General features: G+C 72.8%; 18 protein-coding genes and 1 pseudogene. 12 read left to right on the forward strand and 7 right to left on the reverse strand.

Features of this window, described 5'->3' with window-relative positions; translation table 11 throughout:
• Nucleotides 1-34: 34 nt before the first annotated feature.
• Nucleotides 35-1,033 (forward strand): aldo/keto reductase family protein, encoded by a 999-nt coding sequence (locus IF22_RS0131410; protein WP_030337976.1) that lies wholly within the window; start codon nt 35-37, stop codon nt 1,031-1,033.
• Nucleotides 1,034-1,138: 105 nt separating this feature from the next.
• Here IF22_RS0131410 and IF22_RS0131415 read toward each other — a convergent pair whose 3' ends face one another.
• A complete protein-coding gene (locus IF22_RS0131415; protein ID WP_030337977.1) occupies nt 1,139-1,936 on the reverse strand; it encodes a site-2 protease family protein in 798 nt (265 codons plus the stop codon).
• Nucleotides 1,936-2,136, reverse strand: coding sequence for a hypothetical protein (locus IF22_RS0131420; protein ID WP_030337978.1), 201 nt, complete (start codon nt 2,134-2,136; stop codon nt 1,936-1,938). Before IF22_RS0131420 ends, IF22_RS0131415 begins: the two co-directional genes overlap by 1 nt.
• Before the next feature lie 146 nt (nt 2,137-2,282).
• Here IF22_RS0131420 and IF22_RS0131425 point away from each other — a divergent pair.
• The 4 genes and pseudogenes from IF22_RS0131425 to IF22_RS0131440 form a co-directional block, all read left to right on the forward strand.
• Nucleotides 2,283-3,755: pseudogene (locus IF22_RS0131425) on the forward strand (serine/threonine-protein kinase); the annotation flags it as partial.
• A gap of 386 nt (nt 3,756-4,141) precedes the next feature.
• On the forward strand, nt 4,142-6,106 hold the full coding sequence (locus tag IF22_RS0131430; protein ID WP_030337980.1) for a bifunctional adenosylcobinamide kinase/adenosylcobinamide-phosphate guanylyltransferase: 1,965 nt from the start codon (nt 4,142-4,144) through the stop codon (nt 6,104-6,106).
• Nucleotides 6,096-6,869 carry an adenosylcobinamide-GDP ribazoletransferase gene (cobS, locus tag IF22_RS0131435; RefSeq protein ID WP_030337981.1) on the forward strand — a complete coding sequence of 258 codons (774 nt, stop codon included), beginning with the start codon at nt 6,096-6,098 and terminating at the stop codon, nt 6,867-6,869. The genes IF22_RS0131430 and cobS overlap by 11 nt, the downstream gene beginning before the upstream one ends.
• A 67-nt stretch (nt 6,870-6,936) precedes the next feature.
• Entirely contained in the window at nt 6,937-8,235 is a 1,299-nt protein-coding gene (locus IF22_RS0131440) for a DUF2314 domain-containing protein (protein WP_030337982.1), read from the forward strand.
• Nucleotides 8,236-8,345: 110 nt separating this feature from the next.
• On the opposite strand, the gene gcvT is transcribed toward IF22_RS0131440, so the two are convergent.
• The gene (gene gcvT, locus IF22_RS0131445; protein ID WP_030337983.1) at nt 8,346-9,476 is read right to left on the reverse strand and encodes a glycine cleavage system aminomethyltransferase GcvT; all 1,131 of its coding nucleotides are present in this window, start codon (nt 9,474-9,476) and stop codon (nt 8,346-8,348) included.
• A 162-nt stretch (nt 9,477-9,638) separates the two neighbouring features.
• Between gcvT and IF22_RS0131450 the strand changes: the two genes are divergently transcribed.
• On the forward strand, nt 9,639-11,213 hold the full coding sequence (locus IF22_RS0131450) for a leucyl aminopeptidase (RefSeq protein ID WP_030337984.1): 1,575 nt from the start codon (nt 9,639-9,641) through the stop codon (nt 11,211-11,213).
• Nucleotides 11,214-11,259: 46 nt separating this feature from the next.
• Here the strand turns inward: IF22_RS0131450 and IF22_RS0131455 are convergent, their stop codons facing one another.
• Nucleotides 11,260-11,589 carry a hypothetical protein gene (locus IF22_RS0131455; protein ID WP_030337985.1) on the reverse strand — a complete coding sequence of 110 codons (330 nt, stop codon included), beginning with the start codon at nt 11,587-11,589 and terminating at the stop codon, nt 11,260-11,262.
• 178 nt (nt 11,590-11,767) lie between these two features.
• Between IF22_RS0131455 and lpdA the strand changes: the two genes are divergently transcribed.
• Together lpdA and sucB are read left to right on the forward strand one after the other, a co-directional pair.
• A complete protein-coding gene (gene lpdA / locus IF22_RS0131460) occupies nt 11,768-13,159 on the forward strand; it encodes a dihydrolipoyl dehydrogenase (protein WP_036412749.1) in 1,392 nt (463 codons plus the stop codon).
• A 66-nt stretch (nt 13,160-13,225) separates the two neighbouring features.
• Entirely contained in the window at nt 13,226-15,070 is a 1,845-nt protein-coding gene (gene sucB / locus IF22_RS0131465; RefSeq protein WP_030337987.1) for a 2-oxoglutarate dehydrogenase, E2 component, dihydrolipoamide succinyltransferase, read from the forward strand.
• Nucleotides 15,071-15,132: 62 nt separating this feature from the next.
• Here sucB and IF22_RS0131470 read toward each other — a convergent pair whose 3' ends face one another.
• Nucleotides 15,133-16,068 carry an SDR family NAD(P)-dependent oxidoreductase gene (locus tag IF22_RS0131470; RefSeq protein ID WP_030337988.1) on the reverse strand — a complete coding sequence of 312 codons (936 nt, stop codon included), beginning with the start codon at nt 16,066-16,068 and terminating at the stop codon, nt 15,133-15,135.
• Between the two features lie 152 nt (nt 16,069-16,220).
• On the opposite strand from IF22_RS0131470, the gene IF22_RS0131475 reads away from it, so the two are divergent.
• Nucleotides 16,221-17,558, forward strand: a complete 1,338-nt coding sequence (locus IF22_RS0131475; RefSeq protein WP_030337989.1) for a low temperature requirement protein A — start codon at nt 16,221-16,223, stop codon at nt 17,556-17,558.
• A gap of 129 nt (nt 17,559-17,687) precedes the next feature.
• Nucleotides 17,688-18,167, forward strand: a complete 480-nt coding sequence (locus IF22_RS0131480; protein ID WP_030337990.1) for a hemerythrin domain-containing protein — start codon at nt 17,688-17,690, stop codon at nt 18,165-18,167.
• An 88-nt stretch (nt 18,168-18,255) separates the two neighbouring features.
• Here the strand turns inward: IF22_RS0131480 and IF22_RS0131485 are convergent, their stop codons facing one another.
• Complete coding sequence (locus IF22_RS0131485) at nt 18,256-18,630, reverse strand: MerR family transcriptional regulator (protein WP_030337991.1); 375 nt, start codon at nt 18,628-18,630, stop codon at nt 18,256-18,258.
• Nucleotides 18,631-18,685: 55 nt separating this feature from the next.
• On the opposite strand from IF22_RS0131485, the gene IF22_RS0131490 reads away from it, so the two are divergent.
• Nucleotides 18,686-19,684, forward strand: a complete 999-nt coding sequence (locus IF22_RS0131490; RefSeq protein WP_030337992.1) for an aldo/keto reductase — start codon at nt 18,686-18,688, stop codon at nt 19,682-19,684.
• 30 nt (nt 19,685-19,714) lie between these two features.
• Here IF22_RS0131490 and IF22_RS0131495 read toward each other — a convergent pair whose 3' ends face one another.
• Complete coding sequence (locus tag IF22_RS0131495) at nt 19,715-20,566, reverse strand: NmrA family NAD(P)-binding protein (protein ID WP_030337993.1); 852 nt, start codon at nt 20,564-20,566, stop codon at nt 19,715-19,717.
• A 320-nt stretch (nt 20,567-20,886) separates the two neighbouring features.
• On the opposite strand from IF22_RS0131495, the gene IF22_RS0131500 reads away from it, so the two are divergent.
• Nucleotides 20,887-21,792: a TIGR01777 family oxidoreductase gene (locus IF22_RS0131500; RefSeq protein WP_030337994.1), complete on the forward strand. Its 906-nt coding sequence runs from the start codon at nt 20,887-20,889 to the stop codon at nt 21,790-21,792.
• Nucleotides 21,793-21,840: the final 48 nt, after the last annotated feature.

Here is a 21,840-nt window from a genome sequence, read left to right on the forward strand (position 1 = left end):
GCCAATGATGATCCACTAGGGCTAGGGTCGGTACATGGAATTCCGACACCTGGGCCGTTCCGGCCTGATGGTCAGCGAGATCTCGTACGGCAACTGGATCACCCACGGTTCGCAGGTCGAGGAGGACGCGGCGTTCGCGTGCGTCCGGGCCGCCCTCGACTCGGGGATCACCACGTTCGACACCGCCGACGGGTACGCCGGGGGGCGGGCCGAGGACGTGCTCGGCCGGGCGTTGCAGAACGAGCGCCGGGAAAGCCTGGAGATCTTCACCAAGGTCTACTGGCCGACCGGGCCCAGCCGCAACAACCGTGGACTGTCCCGCAAGCACATCATCGAGTCGATCAACGGCTCGCTGCGCCGACTGCGCACCGACTACGTGGACCTCTACCAGGCCCACCGCTACGACTACAGCACCCCGTTGGAAGAGACGATGGAGGCGTTCGCGGACGTCGTCCACTCCGGCAAGGCGCACTACATCGGCGTCTCCGAGTGGAGCGCCGACCAGCTGCGCGCCGCCCACCCGCTCGCCCGGGAGCTGCACATCCCGCTGGTCTCCAACCAGCCCCAGTATTCGATGCTCTGGCGGGTCATCGAGGCCGAGGTCGTGCCGGCCAGCGAGGAACTGGGCATCGGGCAGATCGTCTGGTCGCCGATCGCGCAGGGCGTGCTCTCCGGCAAGTACCTGCCGGGCCAGCCGCCGCCGGCCGGTTCCCGCGCCACCGACGAGAAGTCGGGTGCGGGGTTCATCTCCCGGTTCATGAACGACGACGTGCTGACCCGGGTCCAGCAGCTCAAGCCGCTCGCCGAGCAGGCCGGGCTCAGCATGGCCCAGCTCGCCGTGGCGTGGGTGCTGCAGAACCCGAACGTCTCGTCGGCGATCATCGGCGCGTCTCGCCCCGACCAGGTGCACGACAACGTGAAGGCGGCCGGGGTGAAGCTCGACGCCGACCTGCTCACGGCGATCGACGACGCTATCGCTCCGATCGTCGAGCGGAACCCGGCGAAGACCGAGTCCCCCGCGAAGCGTCCCTGACGCCGTTCCGGCCCGGCCGGCGCGAACCTCCACGCCGACCGGGCCGGGCCCGCTGCGCTCCGCCCGTCACCGGGCCCGCTCAGCTCCGCCCGTCACCGGGCCCGCTCAGCTCTGCCAGAAGCGGATCAGCTCCAGGCCGGTGGCGTAGAGCCACGAGGGCAGACCGAGCAGGTCACCGACCGCGAAGACCGCGTCGAAGAACCACCCGCCGATGCGCGGGTTCCACAGCAGCGCGAAGAGCAGGATGAAGCCGTACGGCGCGAACAGGTCGTACATCTTGCGCCACTGCGGGTTGAGCCACGGCTGGAGCATGTTGCCGCCGTCCAGGCCGGGCACCGGCAGCAGGTTCAGCACACTGGCGGTGAGCTGGAGGAAGGCGAGCAGCGCCACCCCGGCCCAGAACTCCACCGGGCCACCCGACCGGGTGCCGAGTTGCACCGCCACCACCAACACCAGCGTGAACAGCACGTTCGTCGCCGGGCCGGCGAGGCTGACCAGGGTGTGCCGCAGTCGGCCCGGGATGGCGTGCCGGTCCACCCAGACCGCGCCACCCGGCAGGCCGATGCCGCCGAGCAGCACGACCACCACCGGCAACACGATCGACAGCAACGGGTGGGTGTACTTGAACGGGTTGAGCGTCAGGTAGCCGCGATGGGCGATGTCCCGGTCGCCGGCCCGGTAGGCCACCACCGCGTGGGCGTACTCGTGCAGGCAGAGCGACACCAGCCAGCCGGACACCACGAAGAGGAACACGTTGAACCGGACGTTGCCGTACCCGTTCCAGGTCAGCACCCCGCTGACCGCGAAGAGGGCGACCAGGCCGAGGAAGACCGGGCTGGGCCGGAACGCCGCCCGGGGCACGCCGAGGACCAGCCCGTCGCCGCCCGGGCGGTCGTAGGCCATCACTCGGCCGTGGGCAGCAGGCTCATCCGGTACTCCACCCGGTCGTCCTCCACGAGCGCGACCGAGGTGACGCCGGACGCCGCGAGCTCCCGCCAGGTCTGACCGATCCAGGATTCGGCGTCGGCCTGGCTGCCGAACGACTCCGCCGGCCCCTCGACCGTCTGACCGTCAGTGCCCTCGTACCGCCAGCTCCACGCCATGCCGCGTCTCCCCTCGCCGCTGAAGTCCCCGTGGGACGAACCCCCGCCAGCGTAGTCGGCCCGGCGCGCAACGGCCGCTCGCTCGCCCCGGCAGGGAACCCACGGGGTGGATCAATCCGATTGACGCCGGCCGGTACGGTGGCTCGGTGTTGACGCGGGGAGTGCTGCTCGGCGACCGGTACCGGCTGGGCGAGCGGGTGGCGACAGGTGGGATGGGCGCGGTCTGGCGCGGCACGGACGTGTTGCTGGAACGCGAGGTCGCGGTGAAGGTGCTGCTGCCGTCGCTGGTCGCCGATCCGGAGTTCACCACCCGGTTCCGGGCCGAGGCGCGGATGCTCGCCGCGCTGCGGCACCCGGGCGTGGTCCCGGTGCACGACGTGGGGCAGGCGGTGCTCGACGACGGCAGCCAGGTCGACTACCTGGTGATGGAGTACGTCGAGGGCGAGCCGTTGTCCGCCCGGGTGCGCGCGGTGGGGCGGCTGGATCCGGCCACCACCATGTCGGTGCTGGCCCAGGCCGCGGACGCGCTGCACACCGCCCACCTCGCCGGCATCGTGCACCGGGATGTGAAGCCGGGCAACCTGCTGGTCAAGGCCGACGGCACCGTGGTGCTCGTCGACTTCGGCATCGCCCGGTCCCGGCACATGGCCGGGCTCACCGCCGCGAACATGGTGCTCGGCACCGCCTCGTACATGTCCCCCGAGCAGGCCACCGGGCAGCCCGTCTCGGCCGCCACCGACGTCTACGCGCTCGGCGCTGTGGCGTACTTCTGCCTTGCCGGGCAGCCGCCCTTCCACGGTGACAATCCCCTCGCGGTGGCGCTGCGGCACGCCCAGGAGGACCCGGCGGCGCTACCGGCGGACACTCCGCCGGCGGTCGCCGCCGTGGTGGCCCGCGCGCTGGCCAAGCGTCCGGAGGACCGGTTCGGCAGCGCCGCTGAGTTGGCCGCTGCCGCCGCCGATGCCCGCGACGCCACCCTGGCGAGCATCCCGGTCTCTGCCCGCCCACCGTGGGCGCTGGCCGCTCCGACCCCGGGCGTCGCGGCCTCCGCCGTCCCGACTTCCGTTCCGCCGGCCGGCCCGACTCCCCTTCCGCCAGCCGGCCTGGCTTCCGCACCGTCGGTCGCGGCGACGCCGCCCGCCGGGTCGGTGTCGGCAGGGCCCGCCGCTCTACGCCCACCGGCGAGCGAAGCGACGACCGAGCCGAAGCCGACCCGGGAGGACGCGCTCGGGAGCGGGCCATCGGGCCGCCGTCGTCCGCTGCTGGTCGGGGCAGGTGCTGTCGCTCTCGTCGCGCTCGTCGTCGCGGTGGCCGTGGTGGCGCTTCGACCCGAAGCGAAGTCGGGTTCAACGGATCAGCCACCCGCGCTGGCCGGCGAATCGGCGACGGTCGCCGACGCTCCGCTGCCGCCCGGAGACGCGACGACCAGCGGGCCTCGGCCCAGCACGACGCCGAGCGCCAGCCGCACCGCGACGGCCGGCCCGTCCGGCTCCCCCGTCGACGCGTCGACCAGCGGCAACCCCGCCCGCACCCCGATGCCGGGCGACCCGCCGACCGCCACCGCCAGCAGCCGACCCACGCCCAGCCGCACTCCGTCCAGCCGACCCAACCCGTACACCGCCGCCCAGGCGTGCGGCAGCGGCTACCAGGTGATCGACTCGGCGACGCTGACCGGCGGCGACGGGCAGCGCAAGGGTCGGGTCTTCCTGCTGTACCACGCGGGCACCGGCACCAACTGCGTGGTCACCCTCAAGGACACCGCGGTCGGCGCGAAGTCGGCGGCCTCGGCGTACCTGGAGGTGCAGGGTCGGGCCCGCAGCACCGACAGCGGGTCCTTCGACTACTACGCCGGGCCGGTGCGGGCCAGCGCCGCCGGGACGTGCGTCAAGTGGGGCGGCTCCACCGGCGGGGTCAGCTACGGCAGCGGGTTCGAACACTGCGACTGAACGACGGCGAGCACCGGGCCGGCAGGCACCGCGAGCCCGGGCGGCCTTAAGGTACGGGCATGTCCGTAGACGGGTGGAACACGGTCCTGGTGCTCGGCGGTATCCGGTCCGGCAAGTCCGAGTTCGCCGAGTCCCTGGTCACCGACGCGCCGGTGGTCCGCTACGTCGCCACCGCGCCCGAGGGCGACCCGGAGGACACCGAGTGGGCGACCCGGCTGGCGGCGCACCGCGCCCGTCGGCCGGGCAGCTGGACCACCGAGGAGACCACCGAGGACCCGCGCCGGCTGGCCGACGTGCTGGCGTCCGCCGAGACCAACGAGACGGTGCTCGTCGACGACCTCGGCGGCTGGGTGACGGTGCTGCTCGACCCCGACCACCAACCCGCCGACGACGTGGCGACGATCGCCGAGCTGGCCGAGGCGATCCGTGGGTGCGCCGCCCGGGTGGTGCTGGTGAGCCCCGAGGTGGGGCTGTCGCTGGTGCCGACCACCCCGCTGGGCCGGGCGTTCACCGACGCGTTGGGCGCGGCCAACCGCGCGGTCGCCGATGCCTGCGACGCGGTCGTGCTCGTCGTCGCCGGCCAGCCGGTCTGGCTCAAGTCGGTGGCCGCCGCGACCGAACCGGCCGCCCCCGCCACCGAACCGGCCGCCCCCGCCACCGAACCGGCCGCCACCGTGACCACGGCGACGGCCGCCGGCACCGCGCCGGTCGCGGCGAGCCTGGCCGACACCGAGCCGACCCCCGAGGTGCAGCTGCCCGACGTGCTGACCCACACGCCGCCGGCCACCCCGACGCCGGAACCGGGCGACGCGTGGGCCGCACCGACAATGGCGCTGCCGATGGTGGCCACCGGGCTGGTCATCCAGCCCGGCATGGAACTGCCGATGCCCGACGAGTACGCGGGCCCGCAGGCGGTGGACCGGCTGGCCACCCTGGACGTACCGGGCGCCGGGCTGGGCGTGCTGGACCGGGTGGTGGGCTTCGCCGCCGCCACCCAGGGCACCTCCACGCCAGCCGCCTGGGGCTCGGTGCGGGTGCTGCTGCTGCACGGCGACCACGCCGGTGGGGCGTCGGCCGGCACCGTCGCCGGTGAGTCGGCGCGCCGCGCCGCGCAGGCCCGCGCCGGCCAGGGCGCGTTGGCCCGGCTGGCCGCCGAGAGCGGCGCCAGTCTGCAGGTGGTGGACACCCCGGCTGCCGCGCCGATCGAGGACCAGCCGGCCCTCACGCCGGAGCAGGTGGAGTCCGCGCTGCGCTACGGCTGGCGGTTGGCCGAACAGGCCGCCGACGCCGGCGTACAGCTGCTGGTGCTCGGGGCGTGCGGCGCCGGCACCGAGGCGGCGGCCGCGGCGGTGCTCGCGGCGACCGCGGGCGCGGAGCCGCCCGCCGTGCTGGGCCGGGTGATCACCGACTCCGGCGAGATCGACGACGCGGCGTGGATGACCCGCTGCGCGGCGGTCCGCGACGCGCTGCACCGCACCCGCCGCTCGTCACGTGGCGCCAAGGACATCCTCGCCGAGCTGGGCGGCGGCGACGTGGCGGTGGCCACCGGCGTGCTGCTCGGCGCCACCGCCCGCCGGGTGCCGGTGCTGCTCGACGGGCCGGTCGGGTTGGCCGCCGGCATGGTGAGCCGGGACCTGGCCGGGCAGGCCCGGCACTGGTGCCTGCTGGCCGACCACGGCGGGCACCCGGCCGTGCGGCTCGCCGCCGACGTGCTGGGCCTCACCCCGCTGCTCGACCTGCGGCTGGATCTCGGCGAGGGCGCGAACGCGCTGGTCGCGCTGCCGCTGTTGCGCTCGGTGCTGGCGCTGGCCGCCGCGCTGCCGGTGCACCCGTCGCTGGCTGGCGGTGACGACACCGACCCGGCCGGGGACGAGCCGGAGTCCACCGACCCGAGCTACGCCGACCCGGACCTCACCGAGCCGGACGTCACCGAGCCCGACTTCGCCGAGCCGGTGCCGGCCGGGCCGGGCCCGGCCAGCACCGGGACGGACGAGCAGCCAGCGTCGGGCCTGCGTGCCGGCTGAGCCGCGACTGCTCGCGGGAGCCCGGCTGGCAGTCACCACGTTCACCACGCTGCCGGTGCGGGCCGGGCGCATCGATCGCCCGGTCGCCGGCACCGCGATGACCCTCGCCCCGGTGGTCGGCGCGCTGCTCGGCGTCCTGCTGGCCGGTGTGCTGCTGCTGGCCGGCGCGCTCGCTCCCCCGCTGGTGGCGGCAGGTGTCACCGTCGGCGTCGCCGCGCTGCTCACCCGAGGGCTGCACCTGGACGGGCTGGCCGACACCGTGGACGCGCTCGGCTCGTACCGGCGCGGCGCGGCCGCCCTGGAGATCATGAAGAAGCCGGACGTCGGCCCGTTCGGGGTGGTCGCCCTGGTGGTCGTACTCCTGGTGCAGGCGGCGGCGCTCGCCGACCTGGCGGGCCGGTCCTGGCCGGCTGCGCTCGCGGCGGTGGTCGCGGCGACCGCGGCCGGGCGGTTCGGTGTCACGGTGGCCTGCCGGCGAGGGGTTCCGGCGGCCCGGCCCGACGGGCTGGGCGCGCTGGTCGCCGGCACTGTCGGCCCGGTGGCAGTGGCCGCCGGCGCGGTCGCCGTCGTGCTGCTGGCGGTGCCCGCGGTGCCGGGCCGTCCGTGGCAGGGGCCGCTGGCCGTCGTCGCCGCGATCGCCGTCGCGCTGGCGCTGCTCACCCACGTGGTACGCCGGCTCGGCGGCATCACCGGCGACGTCCTCGGCGCGACCGTCGAGGTGGTCACCACGCTGGTCTACCTGGGTCTGGTGCTGTCCGGCTGAACCGGGCACGGCGAGCCGGGTAGCGTTCGCCTCGACAACACCGGCACGGCCACCGGGGGATCCCACCATGCTCATCACTGACGACTTCCTGCCCGTACCGGTGCCGGAGTCGCTCAGCGCGACCTACCTGGTGCCGATGACGGGGCTGCCGAAGGTCAGTGCGAAGACCGCGGTGGCGGCCCTGACCGGCCGGCTCGCCGAGCCGGTGCACGGGCTGGCCCGGCAGATGCTCGACAGTCCGCTGATGAGCGTCGACACCCGGCCGATCAGCGAGTTCCCGGAGCTGCCGCCGGACCTGCTCACCGCGTTCGGCGCCACCGAGGAGCAGTTGGCCCGGCTGGCGGCGGCGACGCACCTGGTGGTCGTCCAGGCCGAGTACCGGCCCGGCTGGCCGCCGGCACACGAGTGGGCCGCCCGGGCGGTCGCGGCGGCCGTGGCCGAATCCGTCGACAGCGACGTGGTGGACGTCTTCGGTCTGCAATTCCTCGACCCGGCGACCGCGCTGCGGTCCCTCCCGGACGAGCAGGGCCGCATCCGGCTCGTCGACTGGGTGCTGGTGCCGTACTCCTCGGACACCGAGGGCCTGTGGTTCACCACGAAGGGGTTGCGCCGATTCGGCCTGCTGGAGTTGCAGACCCAGGGGGTGCCCGACCACCTCACCCGCGCCTGGGGTGCGGTGATGACCGGGGCGGCCCGCCGGCTGCTGCGGGACTGGACCGACGGGCTCACCGGCGAGGAGGTGCCGGCGTTCGTGCAGCTGCCGGTGCTGGCGACGGTCACCGGGCACGACATCGCCGTGGCGTACGGCAATCCGGAGCAGCACGGTGCCACCGCCCCGGTGCTGCTCCGCCTCGAACTGGACCCGGCGACCGACCCGGAGGCCGACTCGTTCCTCAGCCTGCGCCCGCCGGCCGGGCATCCCGGCCCGGACGGGCGGTACTACGCCGCCGCCTGCGCCACGCTGTTCTCCGGCATCCAGCCGGACGTGCGCTACGCACGCTCCGGTGACGCGATGAGCCGTGCGGTCGCCACCGCCCGGGCCGCGCTCGGTGACGCGCGGGCCCGGTTCGTCGCCGGTCGGTTCCCCACCGAGTCGCAGCTGGTGGTGAAGTACGGCCTGCCCGGGGACGACGGCCCGGAGTACGTCTGGGCGGGCGTCACCTCGTGGGAGGTCCCGGAGCGGATCGTGGGCGTGAGCGCCAGCGACGCCAACACCGACCAGAGCGTCCGCATCGGAGCCCCGGTGGTGGTGGAGACCTCCGACGTGGTCGACTGGGCCGTCCTGGACGCGACAGGCGTCATCGAAGGCGGCTGGACCCAGGCAGTCCTGGACTCCGGCGAACCCCCCAAACCCCAAACCCCCTAACCCCCGCCCCCTCCCACCCCCGCCGAATTGGCGTTGATCATGAGGTTGACGGGGCCGTTGATCTCCAAATGGCCCGTCAACCTCATGATCAACGCTGAAGGCGGGTGGGGCTACTTCACCGAGGGGGTTACGAAGGGGGGTTTGGTGAGGGTCAGGGGGGCTCGGCGGCCTCGGATGTCGATCTCGACTTCGGCACCGTCCGCGAGGTTGGCGTCGGTGTCGAGCAGGGCCAGGGCGATGCCCTGCTTCCTCGTCGGGCTGAAGGTGCCGCTGGTCACGGTGCCGACCTGGACGTCACCCACGTGCAGGGTCATGCCGGGGCGCGGGATGGCCCGGTCCACGGCCACCAGGCCGCGCAGCGTCCGCCGGGGGCCGGCGGCCCGCTCGGCGAGCAGCGCGTCGCGGCCCCAGAAGGCCGGCTTGTCCCAACCGACCGCCCAGCCGGAGCGGGCCTGCACCGGGCTGATGTCCAGGGAGAGGTCCTGCCCGTGCAGCGGGTAACCCATCTCGGTGCGCAGCGTGTCCCGGGCGGCCAGCCCGCAGGCGCGCAGCCCGAACGTCGCGCCGACGGCGAAGAGCGCGTCCCAGACCGCTACCGCGTGCTCTGCCGGCACCACCAGCTCGTAGCCCAACTCGCCCGTGTAGCCGGTACGGCAGACGGTCAGCTCCACCCCGGCCAGGCTCGCGGCGGAGAAGCTCATGTACCCGTGCTCGGTGGGCAGGTCCAGGGCGGCCAGCAACTCGGCCGAGCGGGGGCCCTGCACGGCCAGCACCGCGTACGCCTCGTGCTCGTCGGTGACTGTCACCTGCGCGGGCGCGGCGGCGCGCAACCGGCGTACCACCTCGGCGGTGTTCGCCGCGTTCGGGATGAGGAAGACGTGGTCGTCGGCGTAGAGGTAGGCGATGATGTCGTCCACCACGCCGCCGGTGGCGTCGTCGCAGCAGAGTGTGTACTGCGCCCGGCCCGGGCCGATCCGGCCCAGGTCGTTGCTGAGGCAGGAGTTGACGAAGTCGGCCGCGCCGGGGCCGCTCACCCGGGCCTTGCCCAGGTGCGACACGTCGAAGACCCCGACCGCCGTACGCACAGCGGTGTGCTCCTTGAGCACTCCCCCGCCGGCGTACTCCAGCGGCATCTCCCAGCCCCCGAAGGGGGCGAACTTGGCTCCGGCGGCGGTGTGCCGCTCGTGCAGCGGGGAACGGCGCAGCCGGGTCGCGGCGGCGTCGGAGGTCACGTCGGTCATGGGTGGCAACTTACCGGGGGCAACGCCGCTGGTTAGCATCGGCGGGAGCCCGCTGGCGCCGTCGGCGGGACAGCCATGACGTCCGGCAGGTAGGTTCCGCCGGAGACCTTCACCGCTGGTACGCGACGCCGCGACCGGCCCGGCCCGCCCGGAGTAGCTTCAGTGACTTCACCCCGCACCACCAACCTGAGCCTGGTCGACACCGACCCGGCCGAGCTCGCCGTCGACGCGATCGTGATCGGCGTGCACAGCCAGACCGGAGAGCAGGGCGCCACCAGCGGCCTCGCCGGCACCCTGCTGCTCGCCAGCGGCGCGGAGAGCATCGCGGCCGCGTTCGACGGCAAGCTGACCGAGACGCTCGCGCTGCTCGGCGCGACCGGCGGGCCGGGTGAGGTCATCAAGCTGGCCACCCTGGGCACCGTGACCGCCCCGCTGGTCACCGCGGTCGGGCTCGGCCCGGAGCCGTCGGGCGCCGCACCGGCCCCGGAGACGCTGCGCCGGGCCGCCGGTGCCGCGATCCGGGCCCTGGCCGGCGCGCGCACTGTCGCGCTCGCGCTGCCGCTGCCGGATGACGCGGACGCGTCGGCCGAGCTGCGGGCGGTCGCCGAGGGGGCGCTGCTGGGTGGGTACCGGTTCGCCGGGTACAAGACCCGGCCCCAGCCGACCCGGCGGGAGCCGGTGGCCGAGGTGCTCATCGCGGTGCCGGACGCCGGCGACGCGAACGCCCAGGCGGAGGTCGCCCGAGCGCAGGCGGTGGCGGGCGCGGTCCGGCTCAGCCGGGACTGGGTGAACACCGCGCCGAACCAGCTGCGTCCGCCGTCGTTCGCCGACGCGGTGGCGAGCGCGGCGCGCGAGGCGGGTCTCGACGTCGAGGTGCTGGACGAGGCGGCGCTGGCCGCCGGCGGGTACGGCGGCATCGTGGCGGTCGGGCAGGGCTCGGAGGCCCCGCCGCGGCTGGTGAAGCTGACCTACACCCCGCAGGGCGGCGGCAACGGCAAGCGGGTCGCGCTGGTCGGCAAGGGCATCACCTTCGACACCGGCGGCATCTCGATCAAGCCGGCGCAGGGCATGTGGGAGATGAAGTCCGACATGGCGGGCGCCGCCGCGGTGGGCGCGACCATGCTGGCGATCGCCGCGCTGAAGCCGTCGGTGGCGGTCAGCGCGTACCTGCCGATGGCCGAGAACATGCCCTCGGGCACCAGCTACCGCCCGGGTGACGTGATCACCATGTTCAACGGCAAGCGGGTCGAGGTGCTCAACACCGACGCCGAGGGCCGGATGATCCTGGGCGACGCCATCGCCCGCGCCTGCGCCGACGGCACCGACTACCTGTTCGAGACGTCCACCCTGACCGGCGGCCAGGTCATCGCGCTGGGCAAGCGGGTGGCCGGCGTGATGGGCACCCCGGAGCTGTGCGACCGGGTGAAGGTGGCCGGCGACGCCGTCGGCGAGCCGGCCTGGCCGATGCCGCTGCCCGACGACGTCCGTAAGGGCATGGAGTCGGACGTGGCGGACATCTCGCAGGTCAACGCCGGCATGGACCGGGCCGGTCACATGCTGCAGGGCGGCGTGTTCCTGCGTGAGTTCGTGGCCGACGACGTGGCCTGGGCGCACATCGACATCGCCGGGCCGGGCTACCACTCGGGCGAGCCGACCGGCTACTGGACCAAGGGCGGCACCGGCGTTCCGGTCCGCACCCTGGTGCAGCTCGTCGAGGACGTCGCCGCCAACGGCTGACGCGACGGACATCGAGGGGGCCTCCGGTCGACGCCGGGGGCCCTTCTCAGTACCGCTCGGGGCGGCGTTTGCGGCGCTCGTTGAAGTCGCGCATCCGCTGCGGGTAGCCCATCAGCCGGACGTCGTACACCGGGATGCCCATCCGGTACGCGAAGCGTCGCGCCCCGTCCGGCCCGTCGATCCGGCGGCGGGTCCACTCCCCGTCGTCGGCGATCAGGATGACGGTGGTCTCCGTCACCGTCGTCCGCGGCTCGATGAACGCCTCGACGCCGCGCCGACTCCGGATGAAGTTCTCCAGATGGTCCAGATCGCCACGATCGGCGGCACGGTCACGGCTCGGCACAGCCGCCTGTTTGCGGCGCCGGAACAACCCCAACGGATCTCTCCCCCACCGTGCGTCATCGACAACGGTGCCAAGGGTACGTGTCGATGACGTGTCGTTGGGCACCTCAGTACGCACCCTGTGCTCAGTGGTGACAAGATGACCGAGGTGGGGTGTGTCCGTGTTACACCCCTGTGACCCCCGATGCAGCGACGCGACCTGGGAGTTGGACGTGAGCGAGCCGAACGAAGCGACCTTCGACATCGTCATTCTCGGAGGTGGCAGCGGCGGCTACGCGACGGCCCTGCGCGCCGCCCAGCTTGACCTCTCCGTCGCCCTGATCGAGAAGGGCAAGCTCGGCGGGACCTGCCTGCACAACGGCTGCATCCCGACGAAGGCCCTGCTGCACGCGGCGGAGATCGCCGACCAGGCCCGCGAGTCGGAGCAGTTCGGCGTGAAGGCCGAGCTGATCGGCATCGACATGGCCGGCGTGAACTCGTACAAGGACGGCGTGATCTCCCGCCTCTACAAGGGCCTGCAGGGCCTGGTGGGCGGCTCGAAGAACATCACCTTCGTCGCCGGCGAGGGCAAGCTGGTCGGCAAGAACGTGGTCGAGGTGGACGGCAAGCGCTACACCGGCCGCAACATCGTCCTGGCCTCCGGCTCGTACGCCAAGAGCCTGCCCGGCCTGGAGGTCGACGGCGAGCGGATCATCACCAGCGACCACGCGCTCACGATGGACCGGGTGCCGTCGTCGGTGATCGTGCTCGGTGGCGGCGTGATCGGCGTCGAGTTCGCCAGCGTGTGGAAGTCCTTCGGTGTGGACGTGACGATCGTCGAGGCGCTGCCCCGGCTGGTCGCCGCCGAGGACGAGGAGTCGTCGAAGGCGCTGGAGCGGGCGTTCCGCAAGCGTAAGATCAACTTCAAGGTCGGCAAGCCGTTCGAGAAGGTCGAGAAGACCGACAACGGCGTCAAGCTGACCATCCAGGGCGGCGAGACCGTCGAGGCCGAGCTGCTGCTGGTCGCCGTCGGTCGCGGCCCGAACACCGCCAACCTCGGGTACGAGGAGCAGGGCGTCAAGATGGACCGCGGCTACGTGCTGACCGACGAGCGGCTGCGTACCAGCGTGCCGAACGTCTACGCGGTCGGCGACATCGTGCCCGGCCTCCAGCTCGCCCACCGCGGCTTCCAGCAGGGCATCTTCGTGGCCGAGGAGATCGCCGGGCAGACCCCGGCCGTGATCGACGAGGCCGGCATCCCGCGCGTCACCTACTGCGACCCGGAGCTGGCGTCGGTCGGCCTGACCGAGGCGAAGGCCAAGGAGCAGTACGGCGCCGACAAGGTCACCGCCCTCAACTTCAACCTGGGCGGCAACGGCAAGAGCCAGATCCTCAAGACCACCGGTTTCGTGAAGCTGGTCCGGGTCAACGACGGCCCGGTGGTCGGCGTCCACATGGTTGGCGCCCGGGTGGGTGAGCTGATCGGTGAGGCGCAGCTCATCTACAACTGGGAGGCGTACCCGGCGGAGGTCGCCCAGCTCGTGCACGCCCACCCGACCCAGAACGAGGCGTTGGGCGAGGCGCACCTGGCCCTCGCCGGCAAGCCGCTGCACTCGCACGCCTGATCATCCAAACCGCGGCGTCCGGCGACGGGCGAAGATCCCACCAGGGGAATGAAGGAGTCTCAGAAAATGCCGGTATCGGTCACCATGCCCCGGCTCGGCGAGAGCGTCACCGAGGGCACCGTCACTCGCTGGCTCAAGCAGGAGGGCGACACGGTCGAGGTTGACGAGCCCCTGCTCGAGGTCTCGACCGACAAGGTCGACACCGAGATCCCGTCGCCCGCTGCGGGCGTGCTGAGCCGGATCGTGGTCGGCGAGGACGAGACCGCCGAGGTCGGCAGCGAGCTGGCCGTCATCGCCGGTGAGGGCGAGTCGACCGGCGGTGGCGAGACCGCCGGGCAGGAGCAGGCCCCGGCCGAGGCGGTCGAGCCGGCCGCCGAGCCGACGGCCGCCGCCGAGGGCACCGCCGACGAGGTCGCCCAGGACGAGGCCCCGGCCGAGGAGCCGGCTCCGGCCGCCGCCTCGTCGGGCGAGGGCACCCCGGTGAAGATGCCGGCCCTGGGTGAGAGCGTCACCGAGGGTACTGTCACCCGCTGGCTCAAGCAGGTCGGCGAGACCATCGAGGTCGACGAGCCGCTGCTGGAGGTCTCCACCGACAAGGTGGACACCGAGATCCCGTCGCCGGTCGCCGGCACGGTGCTGGAGATCAAGGTCGCCGAGGACGAGACCGCAGCGGTCGGCGCCGACCTGGCGATCATCGGTGCCGCCGGCGGAGCCCCCGCCCAGGCCAAGCCGGAGCCGAAGCCCGAGCCGAAGGCGGAGGCCAAGCCGGCGCCGAAGGCCGAGCCGAAGCCGGAGCCGAAGGTCGAGGAGCCGACCCCCGGCATGTCGTACAACGAGCCCGCCGCGGAGACCGAGAGCTCGGCGCAGCCGGCCAAGACCGAGCAGGCCGCGCAGCCGGCCGCTGCCACCTCGACGCCGCCGCGTCCGTCCGCCCCGGCGCCGGGTGGCGGCGAGGAGGCCGCCGGGTACGTGACTCCGCTGGTGCGCAAGCTCGCCAGCGAGCACGGCGTCGACCTGGCCGCACTGAACGGCACCGGCGTGGGTGGCCGGATCCGCAAGCAGGACGTCCTCGACGCGGCCGAGAAGGCCAAGGCCGCCAAGGCCGCGCCGGCTCCGGCGGCACAGCCGGCCGCCGCGCCGTCGGCGCCCGCACCGAAGCCGGCCGCCAAGCCGCAGCCCAGCGCGAAGCGGGGCACCACGGAGAAGCTCCCGCGGATCCGGGCGACCATCGCCAAGCGCATGCAGCAGTCGCTGCACGAGACGGCGCAGCTCACCACTGTCGTCGAGGTCGACGTCACCAAGGTCGCCAAGCTGCGGGCCCAGGCCAAGGACTCGTTCCTGGCCAAGCACGGCGTGAAGCTGTCCTTCCTGCCGTTCTTCGCCCTCGCCGCCATCGAGGCGCTGCAGACCCACCCGATCATCCAGGCCAGCATGGACCTGGACGGTGGCACGATCACCTACCCGGCCGCGGAGCACCTCGGCATCGCCGTGGACACCGAGCGCGGGCTGCTCGTGCCGGTCATCCACAACGCCGGTGACCTCAACATGGGCGGCATCGCCAAGCGGATCGCCGACCTGGCCGAGCGCACCCGGAACAACAAGATCACCCCAGACGAGATGGCCGGGGCGACCTTCACGCTGACCAACACGGGCAGCCGGGGCGCGCTCTTCGACACGCCGATCGTGCCGTCGCCGCAGTCGGCGATGCTCGGCACGGGCGCCGTGGTGAAGCGTCCGGTCGTGGTCAACGACCCGGAGCTGGGCGAGGTCATCGCGGTCCGGTCGATGGTCTACCTGGCCATGTCGTACGACCACCGCCTGATCGACGGCGCCGACGCGGCCCGCTTCCTGACCGCGGTCAAGGAGCGGCTGGAGGGCGGCAACTTCGAGTCGGAGCTGGGCCTGGCCTGATCCGCCTGAACGCCGAAAGGGCGCCCCGGTCGTCGACCGGGGCGCCCTTTGCGTTGGGCTGCTCAGCCCTTGAGCAGGGCGGTCGAGACCTGCCAGAGTCGCTCGGCGGCCTCCGGGTCCAGCGCGTACTCGGCGACGCCCGTTCGCCCACCGGGCTGGGCGGGGGCAGCCTGCTGACAGTCCTCGAAGTAGCGCCCACCCACCTCGTCGAGCAGCGGTGACGCGGCGACCAGCACCGAGGTGGCGGCACCCTGTTCGACGGTTTTCCAGGCCGCCGCGTTGCCCGCCCGCATCCGGTCCAGTTCCTCCTTGCTGACGTAGCGCTGCAGGTTGGTCTGGATCGCGCCGGGCATCAGCGAGTTGGTGTAGATGCCGTCGTCGGACCAGCGCCGGGTCGCCTCCACGGCGAAGAGCACGTTGGCCGTCTTGGACTGCCCGTACGCCTGCCACGGCTCGTACTCCCGGTTGTCGTACTGGATGTCGTCGAAGACCACCGGTGAGCGCAGGTGGGCGGCGGAGCTGACCGAGACGATCCTGGCCCCGTCGGCGGCCGCGAGGGTCCGGTGCAGCCCGGTGGCGAGCGCGAAGTGCCCCAGGTGGTTGGTGGCGAACTGCATCTCCCAGCCCTGCGGGGTCCGGGACAGGGGTGCGGCCATGATGCCGGCGTTGTTGACCAGGATGTGCAGCGGGCCGTCCCAGTTGGCCACGAAATCGGCGATCGAATCCTGGTCGGCGAGGTCGAGGGGGGCGACCAGGACCCGGTCGTTGCCGGTGGTGCCGGTGATGTCGTCGGCGGCCTTCTGCCCGGCGTCGGGGTTGCGGACCGCGAGGGTGACCTCGGCGCCGGCGCTGGCCAGGGCGCGGGCGGTCTCCACGCCGATGCCGGAGGACCCGCCGGTGACGACCGCCCGCCGCCCGACGAGGTCCACGCCCTTGATCACGTCCATCGCCGTGGAGTGATGAGCGAACGGAGTGCTGATCGGATTGTTCGTCGTCATTGTCCATCCTTGTCCGGGTGGGGCGGACCGGCCGGCCCGCTGCGGGAGGCCGCGGTCCCGGTGTTTCCCCGACCCGGGCCGGAGGTAACGCGGGACCCGTCGCCATCGCCGTTCGACCCTCCGACCAGCCCGAACGCTGCCAGAGTTGGGACGTGGGCGGCTACCGGCGGGGTGGACAGCTGGGACCGGCCGTGCCGATCGCTCCCGGGGCCCGGGTGGACAAGTTCGAGGTCTTCTTCGATCTGGTCTTCGTCTTCTCGTTCTTCATCATCACCCGGGCGACCGCGGCGAACATCTCCGGACGGCAACTGCTGCACGCCGCCCTGGTGCTCGCCGTGCTCTGGTGGATCTGGGTGGTGCACAGCCTGGTCGCCACCCGGGTCCGGCTCGGCGAGGGCTACGTCCCGGTGCTCATGGTGATCGCGATGGTCGCCCTGTTCGCGTTCGCCCTGGCGCTTCCGCAGGCGTTCAGCGACCCGAAGGGAAGCGCCGCCGGCCCGATGCTGGTGGCCATCAGCTACGTCGTGGTCCGGGCCGTGCACATGATCCTCTATCAGCATGTGGTGCGGGACAGCCCACAGGAGCGGCGGCAACTGCGGCGGTTCGCACCGGAGCTGACGGTGAGCATCGTGCTGTTGCTGGCTGCCGCCCTCATCCCACCGCAGATCACCGACCCCGACCAGGCCGCCATGGTCCGCGACGGGCTGTGGATCACCGTGGTGGTGGTGCAGTACGCGACCGGCTTCATCGTCGGGACCTGGGGCTGGGGGGTGACCAGCGCCGAGCACTGGACGGAACGCTACGACCTCATCCTGATCATCGCGCTGGGCGAGTCGATCATCTCTACGGGGGTGGGCGGCAACCTGCTCGGCAAGCCGGTCACCTGGCCGGCGGTGGCCGCCGCCGCGCTCGGCATCGTGGTCACCGCCGGCCTCTGGTGGGCGCACTTCGACTTCATCGGGCCGGCCGCCCGGATCGCCCTGCACGCGGCGGAGGGTGCCCCCCGGGTGGCGATGGCCCGCGACGCGTACGCGTACCTCTACCTGCCGATGATCGCCGGGGTGATCCTCTTCTCGATCGGCAACGAGGAGATCCTCCACAAGATCACCGACCCGGCCGGCGGGATCGCGGAGAAGGTCGAGGGGCCGGCGGTGCCGATGCTGTTCGGCGGGCTGATCTGCTACTTCGCCGTCAACCTGCTCTTTCAGTTGCGCACCCTGCACACCGTCACGTGGACCCGCATCGGCGTCATCCTCGTGCTCAGCGCGGCCCTCCCGGTCGGCCAGCACCTGCCAGCGCTGGGCGCGCTCACCCTCGCGACAGTGATCTGCGTGGCGCTGGTGGCCGTGGAGGTGATGGTCATGTCCCAATCCCGGCACGCGTTGCGGGCCGCCGTCTTCGAGGAACGGACCAGTCACGAGGCCCACGAGGCCGGCTGGCGGGCGCGCTGGCACGACGTCCGGGAGACCGACGAGCCGACCACTCCGTGACCACTGCCGCTCCCCGGCGCGGGCCGCCGCCGGCCGGTCCGATCGGGATAGACTCCGGCGCAGCGTCGCGGTGCACCCGGCACGAAGGCCGCCGTGGGCATGGAGGCGCGGGGACAGCATGGGACTCACGTGCACCCAAACGGTTCACCGGCCGACCGGCTCGCCGCCGTCGGCAATCAAATGATCGAGATCCACCTCTGGCTCAGCGCGGAACTGGCCCGGCTCAGGGCCGACCTCGGCACCCCGTCACGGCACCTGCGGGCGCACTGCCTGACCTTCTGCGCCGCGCTCGGGCGACACCACACCGGCGAGGACGCGGGCGCGTTCCGGCTGCTGGCCGAGCAGGTCCCCGAACTGCGCCCGGTCATCGACAACCTGATCACCGACCACGAGGTGGTGGCCGGGATCCTGGAGCGGGTCGAGGCGTTACTGGCCGGCGGCGACGCGGTGCCTGTCGAGCAGGTGCGCGGTGAGCTGGACGGGTTGGCCGCCCTGCTCGAATCGCACTTCCGCTACGAGGAGAAGCGGCTGGTCACCGCCCTGAACGCGCTCACCGGTCGAGCCGGGACAGCCGAGGAACTCCTCGGCCTGACCGCGCCGCCCAGCTGAGCCGTGATCGACTCCGGAGCGCCGATGTGGCGGTGTCACCGACCCCGGGACGCCGCCACACCGGCGCGACTGCCGGGCCCTGCCACCGTCACGTCGGCGGCGGGCCGGGCAGCCGCTCGTAGTAGCGGATCTTCTCCCGAAGATGCTCGTACTGGCGCTGGAGCAGGCCCATCTGCTCCTCGACCCGCACCGCGTGGGTTCGCAGCAGTGCACAGCGCTCGTCGACGGTGTGGTCACCGTCGCGGGCCAGTTGCGCGTATCGGCGCATCTGCGCGATCGGCATCCCGGTGTCGCGCAGGCACCGGAACAGCTCCAACCAGCCGAGATCGTCGTCGGTGAAGACCCGCTGCCCGCCCGCCGTCCGCTCCACGTCGGCGAGCAGGCCGATCTTCTCGTAGTACCGCAGGGTGTCCAGGCTGAAGCCGCTGCGGCGGGCGGCCTCCGAGGGGGCGTAACCGCTCATGTCGCGAGATGCTAGTGCTTGACCTGGAGCGCGCTCCAGGTTGGAGGCTGGTGCCATGACGACGACACGGACGCTGGGACGCAGCGGCATCACGGTGAGCGCTATCGGAATGGGATGCTGGGCCATCGGCGGCCCGCTCTGGGGTGACGACGGGCAGCCGTTCGGCTGGGGTGAAGTGGACGACGCCGAGTCGATCCGCACCATCCACCGGGCGCTCGAACTCGGGGTGACCCTGTTCGACACCGCCAGCAACTACGGCGCCGGACACAGCGAACGGATCCTCGGTCAAGCGGTGGCCGGGCGACGGGACAGCGTGGTGATCGCCACCAAGTTCGGCAACGTCAGCGAGGAGAGCACCCGGCGGGCGCTCGGCACCGACGCCAGCCCGGCCTTCGCGGTGCGCAGCCTGGACGACTCGCTGCGCCGGCTCGGCACCGACTACGTGGACCTCTACCAACTGCACCTCAACGACCTGCCGGTGCCCGCCGCGCTCGATCTGGTCGACACCCTGGAGGGCCTGGTCGACCAGGGCAAGATCCGGGCGTACGGCTGGAGCACCGACGACCCCGCCTCGGCGGAGGCGTTCGCGGCTGCCGGCCCGCACTGCGCCGCGATCCAGCACGACGAGTCGGTGCTGCGCGACAACGCGGCGGTGCTGGCGGTCTGCGACACACACGACCTGGCCAGCCTCAACCGTGGGCCGTTGGCGATGGGGCTGCTCACCGGATCGACCCGGGCGGTCGGGACGGACGACGTGCGCGGACGGGCACCGGAATGGCTGGAGTGGTTCACCGACGGCCGGCCGACGCCGCGCTGGGCGGCCCGGGTCGACGAGGTCCGCGCGGCGCTCACCGCCGACGGGCGCACCCTCGCGCAGGGCGCGCTCGGTTGGCTGCTGGCGCGCAGCCCCCGTACCGTGCCGATCCCCGGCCTACGCACGGTGGCCCAGGCCGACGAGAACCTGGCCACCCTGGAACTGGGCCCGCTGAGCTCCGAGTCGTACGCCGAGGTGGAGCGACTGCTCGCCGACCTGCGCCCGGCCCCCGCGGCCTGACCACCGGGCCGGTCCACGCCCCGGGTGCCGTCACCGGAAGTCGTCCGCGTGCTCGGCGGCCCACTGCCGGAACGTGCGCCCGGGGCGGCCGGTCACCTGCTCGACGTCCGGGGCGACCCAGGCGTTGCCGTCAACGTACCGGCCCATCTCCAGGAACCACTCGATGACCTCCGCGGGATAGGTGTCCTTCCAGTAGTCCCGGGCCTGCTCCGGGGTCAGCTCGTCGAACCGCACCGGACGGCCGATCGCCTCGCCGATCATCTGGACCGCGTCCCGGCGGCGGACCGGCTCCGGCCCGGTCGGCTGGTACACCCGGCCGGCGTGGCCGTCCTCGGTGAGCGCGGCCATGATGACCGCGGCGATGTCCGCCTCGTGGACCAGGGCGCTGTTCCAGTCACCGAAGGGCGCCCGAACCACCCCCTCGGCCCGGATGGTGTGCGCCCACTCCCTGGTGTTCGCCATGAACTCGCCGGGAAACACGTGTGTCCACTCCAGACCCGAGGTCTCGACCGCCCGGTGCAGCGGCCGGTGCGGTGCCTCCAGCGGGTCGTCGTCGGCCCGGCTCGGATCGTTGTGCCCGAGGTGGGTGACCCGACGGACGCCAGCCTTCCGGGCCAGCTCCAGGATCTCCGCGCCGGTGGTCAGCGGCCCGTACCCATCCATCGCGACCAGGTGCATACGCGTCACGCCGCGCAGCGCCGGTGCCAGCGTGTCGGGCCTGGCGAAGTCGCCGGCCACCACCTCCACCCCGCTGGGCAGCGCGGCGGCCGCCGGTGACGCCGGGTCGCGGGTCAGTGCGCGTACGTCGTGGCCGGCGGCCACCAGTTGCCGGACCAGGCTGCCTCCGACGGTCCCGGTCGCTCCGCTCACCAGGATCGGCATGGTTCCTCCTCAGGGATCGCCCGACGGTGGGCACGGTGAGCCGACCCCGCCTTTCGGGGGTGCTACCGGATGGCTCATGGTCAGCCATATCGATGCGGGAAGCAATCGCGAACACCACGTTCACGTTTGCTCTGACCTGCGGAAACGCGGCAATCACCGAATACGCGCGGTAGCCTTTTTCGGCCGCTGGGAGGCCCGTTGACCTGCGTACTCCGCGCCGTATGGCGGGTCCCGCAAATTTCCTCGCCGGTCCGTCCCACAGCCGGTGACGTCGGCCGCCCCGCGCATCCGTCGGCGGCGTTCTGGACGAAGATGGGGGTATGCGGATCCTTCTGGCCGGCGCGTCCGGCTTCCTCGGCACCCGGCTGGCCGACCGGCTCACCGCCGACGGGCACCAGATCACCCGGCTGGTCCGTCGGTCGCCGCGCGACTCGCAGCAGCGTCAGTGGGACCCCGCCGCCGGGCAGCTCGACCCGGCAGTCGTCGCCGAGGCCGACGCGGTCGTCAACCTGGCCGGGGCGGGCGTCGGCGACAAGCGCTGGAACGACGACTACCGCCGGTTGATCCGCACCAGCCGGGTGGACAGCACCACCACGCTGGCGACCACCATCGCCGGGCTGCCCACCGCGGACCGGCCCCGGGTGCTGCTCAACTCATCGGCCGTGGGCTGGTACGGCAACACCGGCGACCGGGCGGTCGAGGAGGACGCGCCGGCCGGCGAGGGCTTCCTGGCCGACGTCTGCCGGGTGTGGGAGGCCGCGACCCGGCCGGCCGAGGACGCCGGGGTACGCGTGGTGCGGCTGCGGACCGGCCTGCCACTGGACCGCGAGGGCGGGCTGCTCAAGCCGCAACTGCTGCCGTTCAAGCTGGGTATCGCCGGCCGGCTGGGCAGCGGTCGGCAGTGGCTGCCGTGGATCTCGATGGCCGACTGGCTGGACGCGACCCGCTTCCTGCTCGACCACGACGACATCGCCGGCCCGGTGAACGTGGTGGGGCCGAACCCGGTGACGAACGCCGAGTTCACCCGTGAACTGGCCCGGCAGCTGCACCGCCCGGCGATCATCCCGATCCCCGCGCTGGCGCTCAAGGTGGTCCTCGGCGGTTTCGCCCACGAGGCCCTCACCAGCACCCGCGTCCTGCCCGGCGTCCTAGCCCGAGCCGCCTACCCCTACCAGCACCCCACGCTCCCCCAAGCCCTAAAAGCAGCCCTAAACCCCACCCCCTAACCCCCACCCACCCACCCACCCACCACCATTGGCGTTGATCAAGAGGTT

It is taken from the genome of Micromonospora parva, assembly GCF_000718515.1.
GTDB classification, from domain to species: Bacteria; Actinomycetota; Actinomycetes; order Mycobacteriales; family Micromonosporaceae; genus Micromonospora; species Micromonospora parva.

Coding starts and splice junctions, on each gene's coding strand:
- IF22_RS0131410 (WP_030337976.1), top strand. CDS start 35: ATGGAATTCCGACACCTGGGCCGTTCCGGCCTGATGGTCAGCGAGATC.
- IF22_RS0131415 (WP_030337977.1), bottom strand. CDS start 1,936: ATGGCCTACGACCGCCCGGGCGGCGACGGGCTGGTCCTCGGCGTGCCC.
- IF22_RS0131420 (WP_030337978.1), bottom strand. CDS start 2,136: ATGGCGTGGAGCTGGCGGTACGAGGGCACTGACGGTCAGACGGTCGAG.
- IF22_RS0131430 (WP_030337980.1), top strand. CDS start 4,142: ATGTCCGTAGACGGGTGGAACACGGTCCTGGTGCTCGGCGGTATCCGG.
- IF22_RS0131440 (WP_030337982.1), top strand. CDS start 6,937: ATGCTCATCACTGACGACTTCCTGCCCGTACCGGTGCCGGAGTCGCTC.
- gcvT (WP_030337983.1), bottom strand. CDS start 9,476: ATGACCGACGTGACCTCCGACGCCGCCGCGACCCGGCTGCGCCGTTCC.
- sucB (WP_030337987.1), top strand. CDS start 13,226: ATGCCGGTATCGGTCACCATGCCCCGGCTCGGCGAGAGCGTCACCGAG.
- IF22_RS0131470 (WP_030337988.1), bottom strand. CDS start 16,068: ATGACGACGAACAATCCGATCAGCACTCCGTTCGCTCATCACTCCACG.
- IF22_RS0131485 (WP_030337991.1), bottom strand. CDS start 18,630: ATGAGCGGTTACGCCCCCTCGGAGGCCGCCCGCCGCAGCGGCTTCAGC.
- IF22_RS0131490 (WP_030337992.1), top strand. CDS start 18,686: ATGACGACGACACGGACGCTGGGACGCAGCGGCATCACGGTGAGCGCT.
- IF22_RS0131495 (WP_030337993.1), bottom strand. CDS start 20,566: ATGCCGATCCTGGTGAGCGGAGCGACCGGGACCGTCGGAGGCAGCCTG.
- IF22_RS0131500 (WP_030337994.1), top strand. CDS start 20,887: ATGCGGATCCTTCTGGCCGGCGCGTCCGGCTTCCTCGGCACCCGGCTG.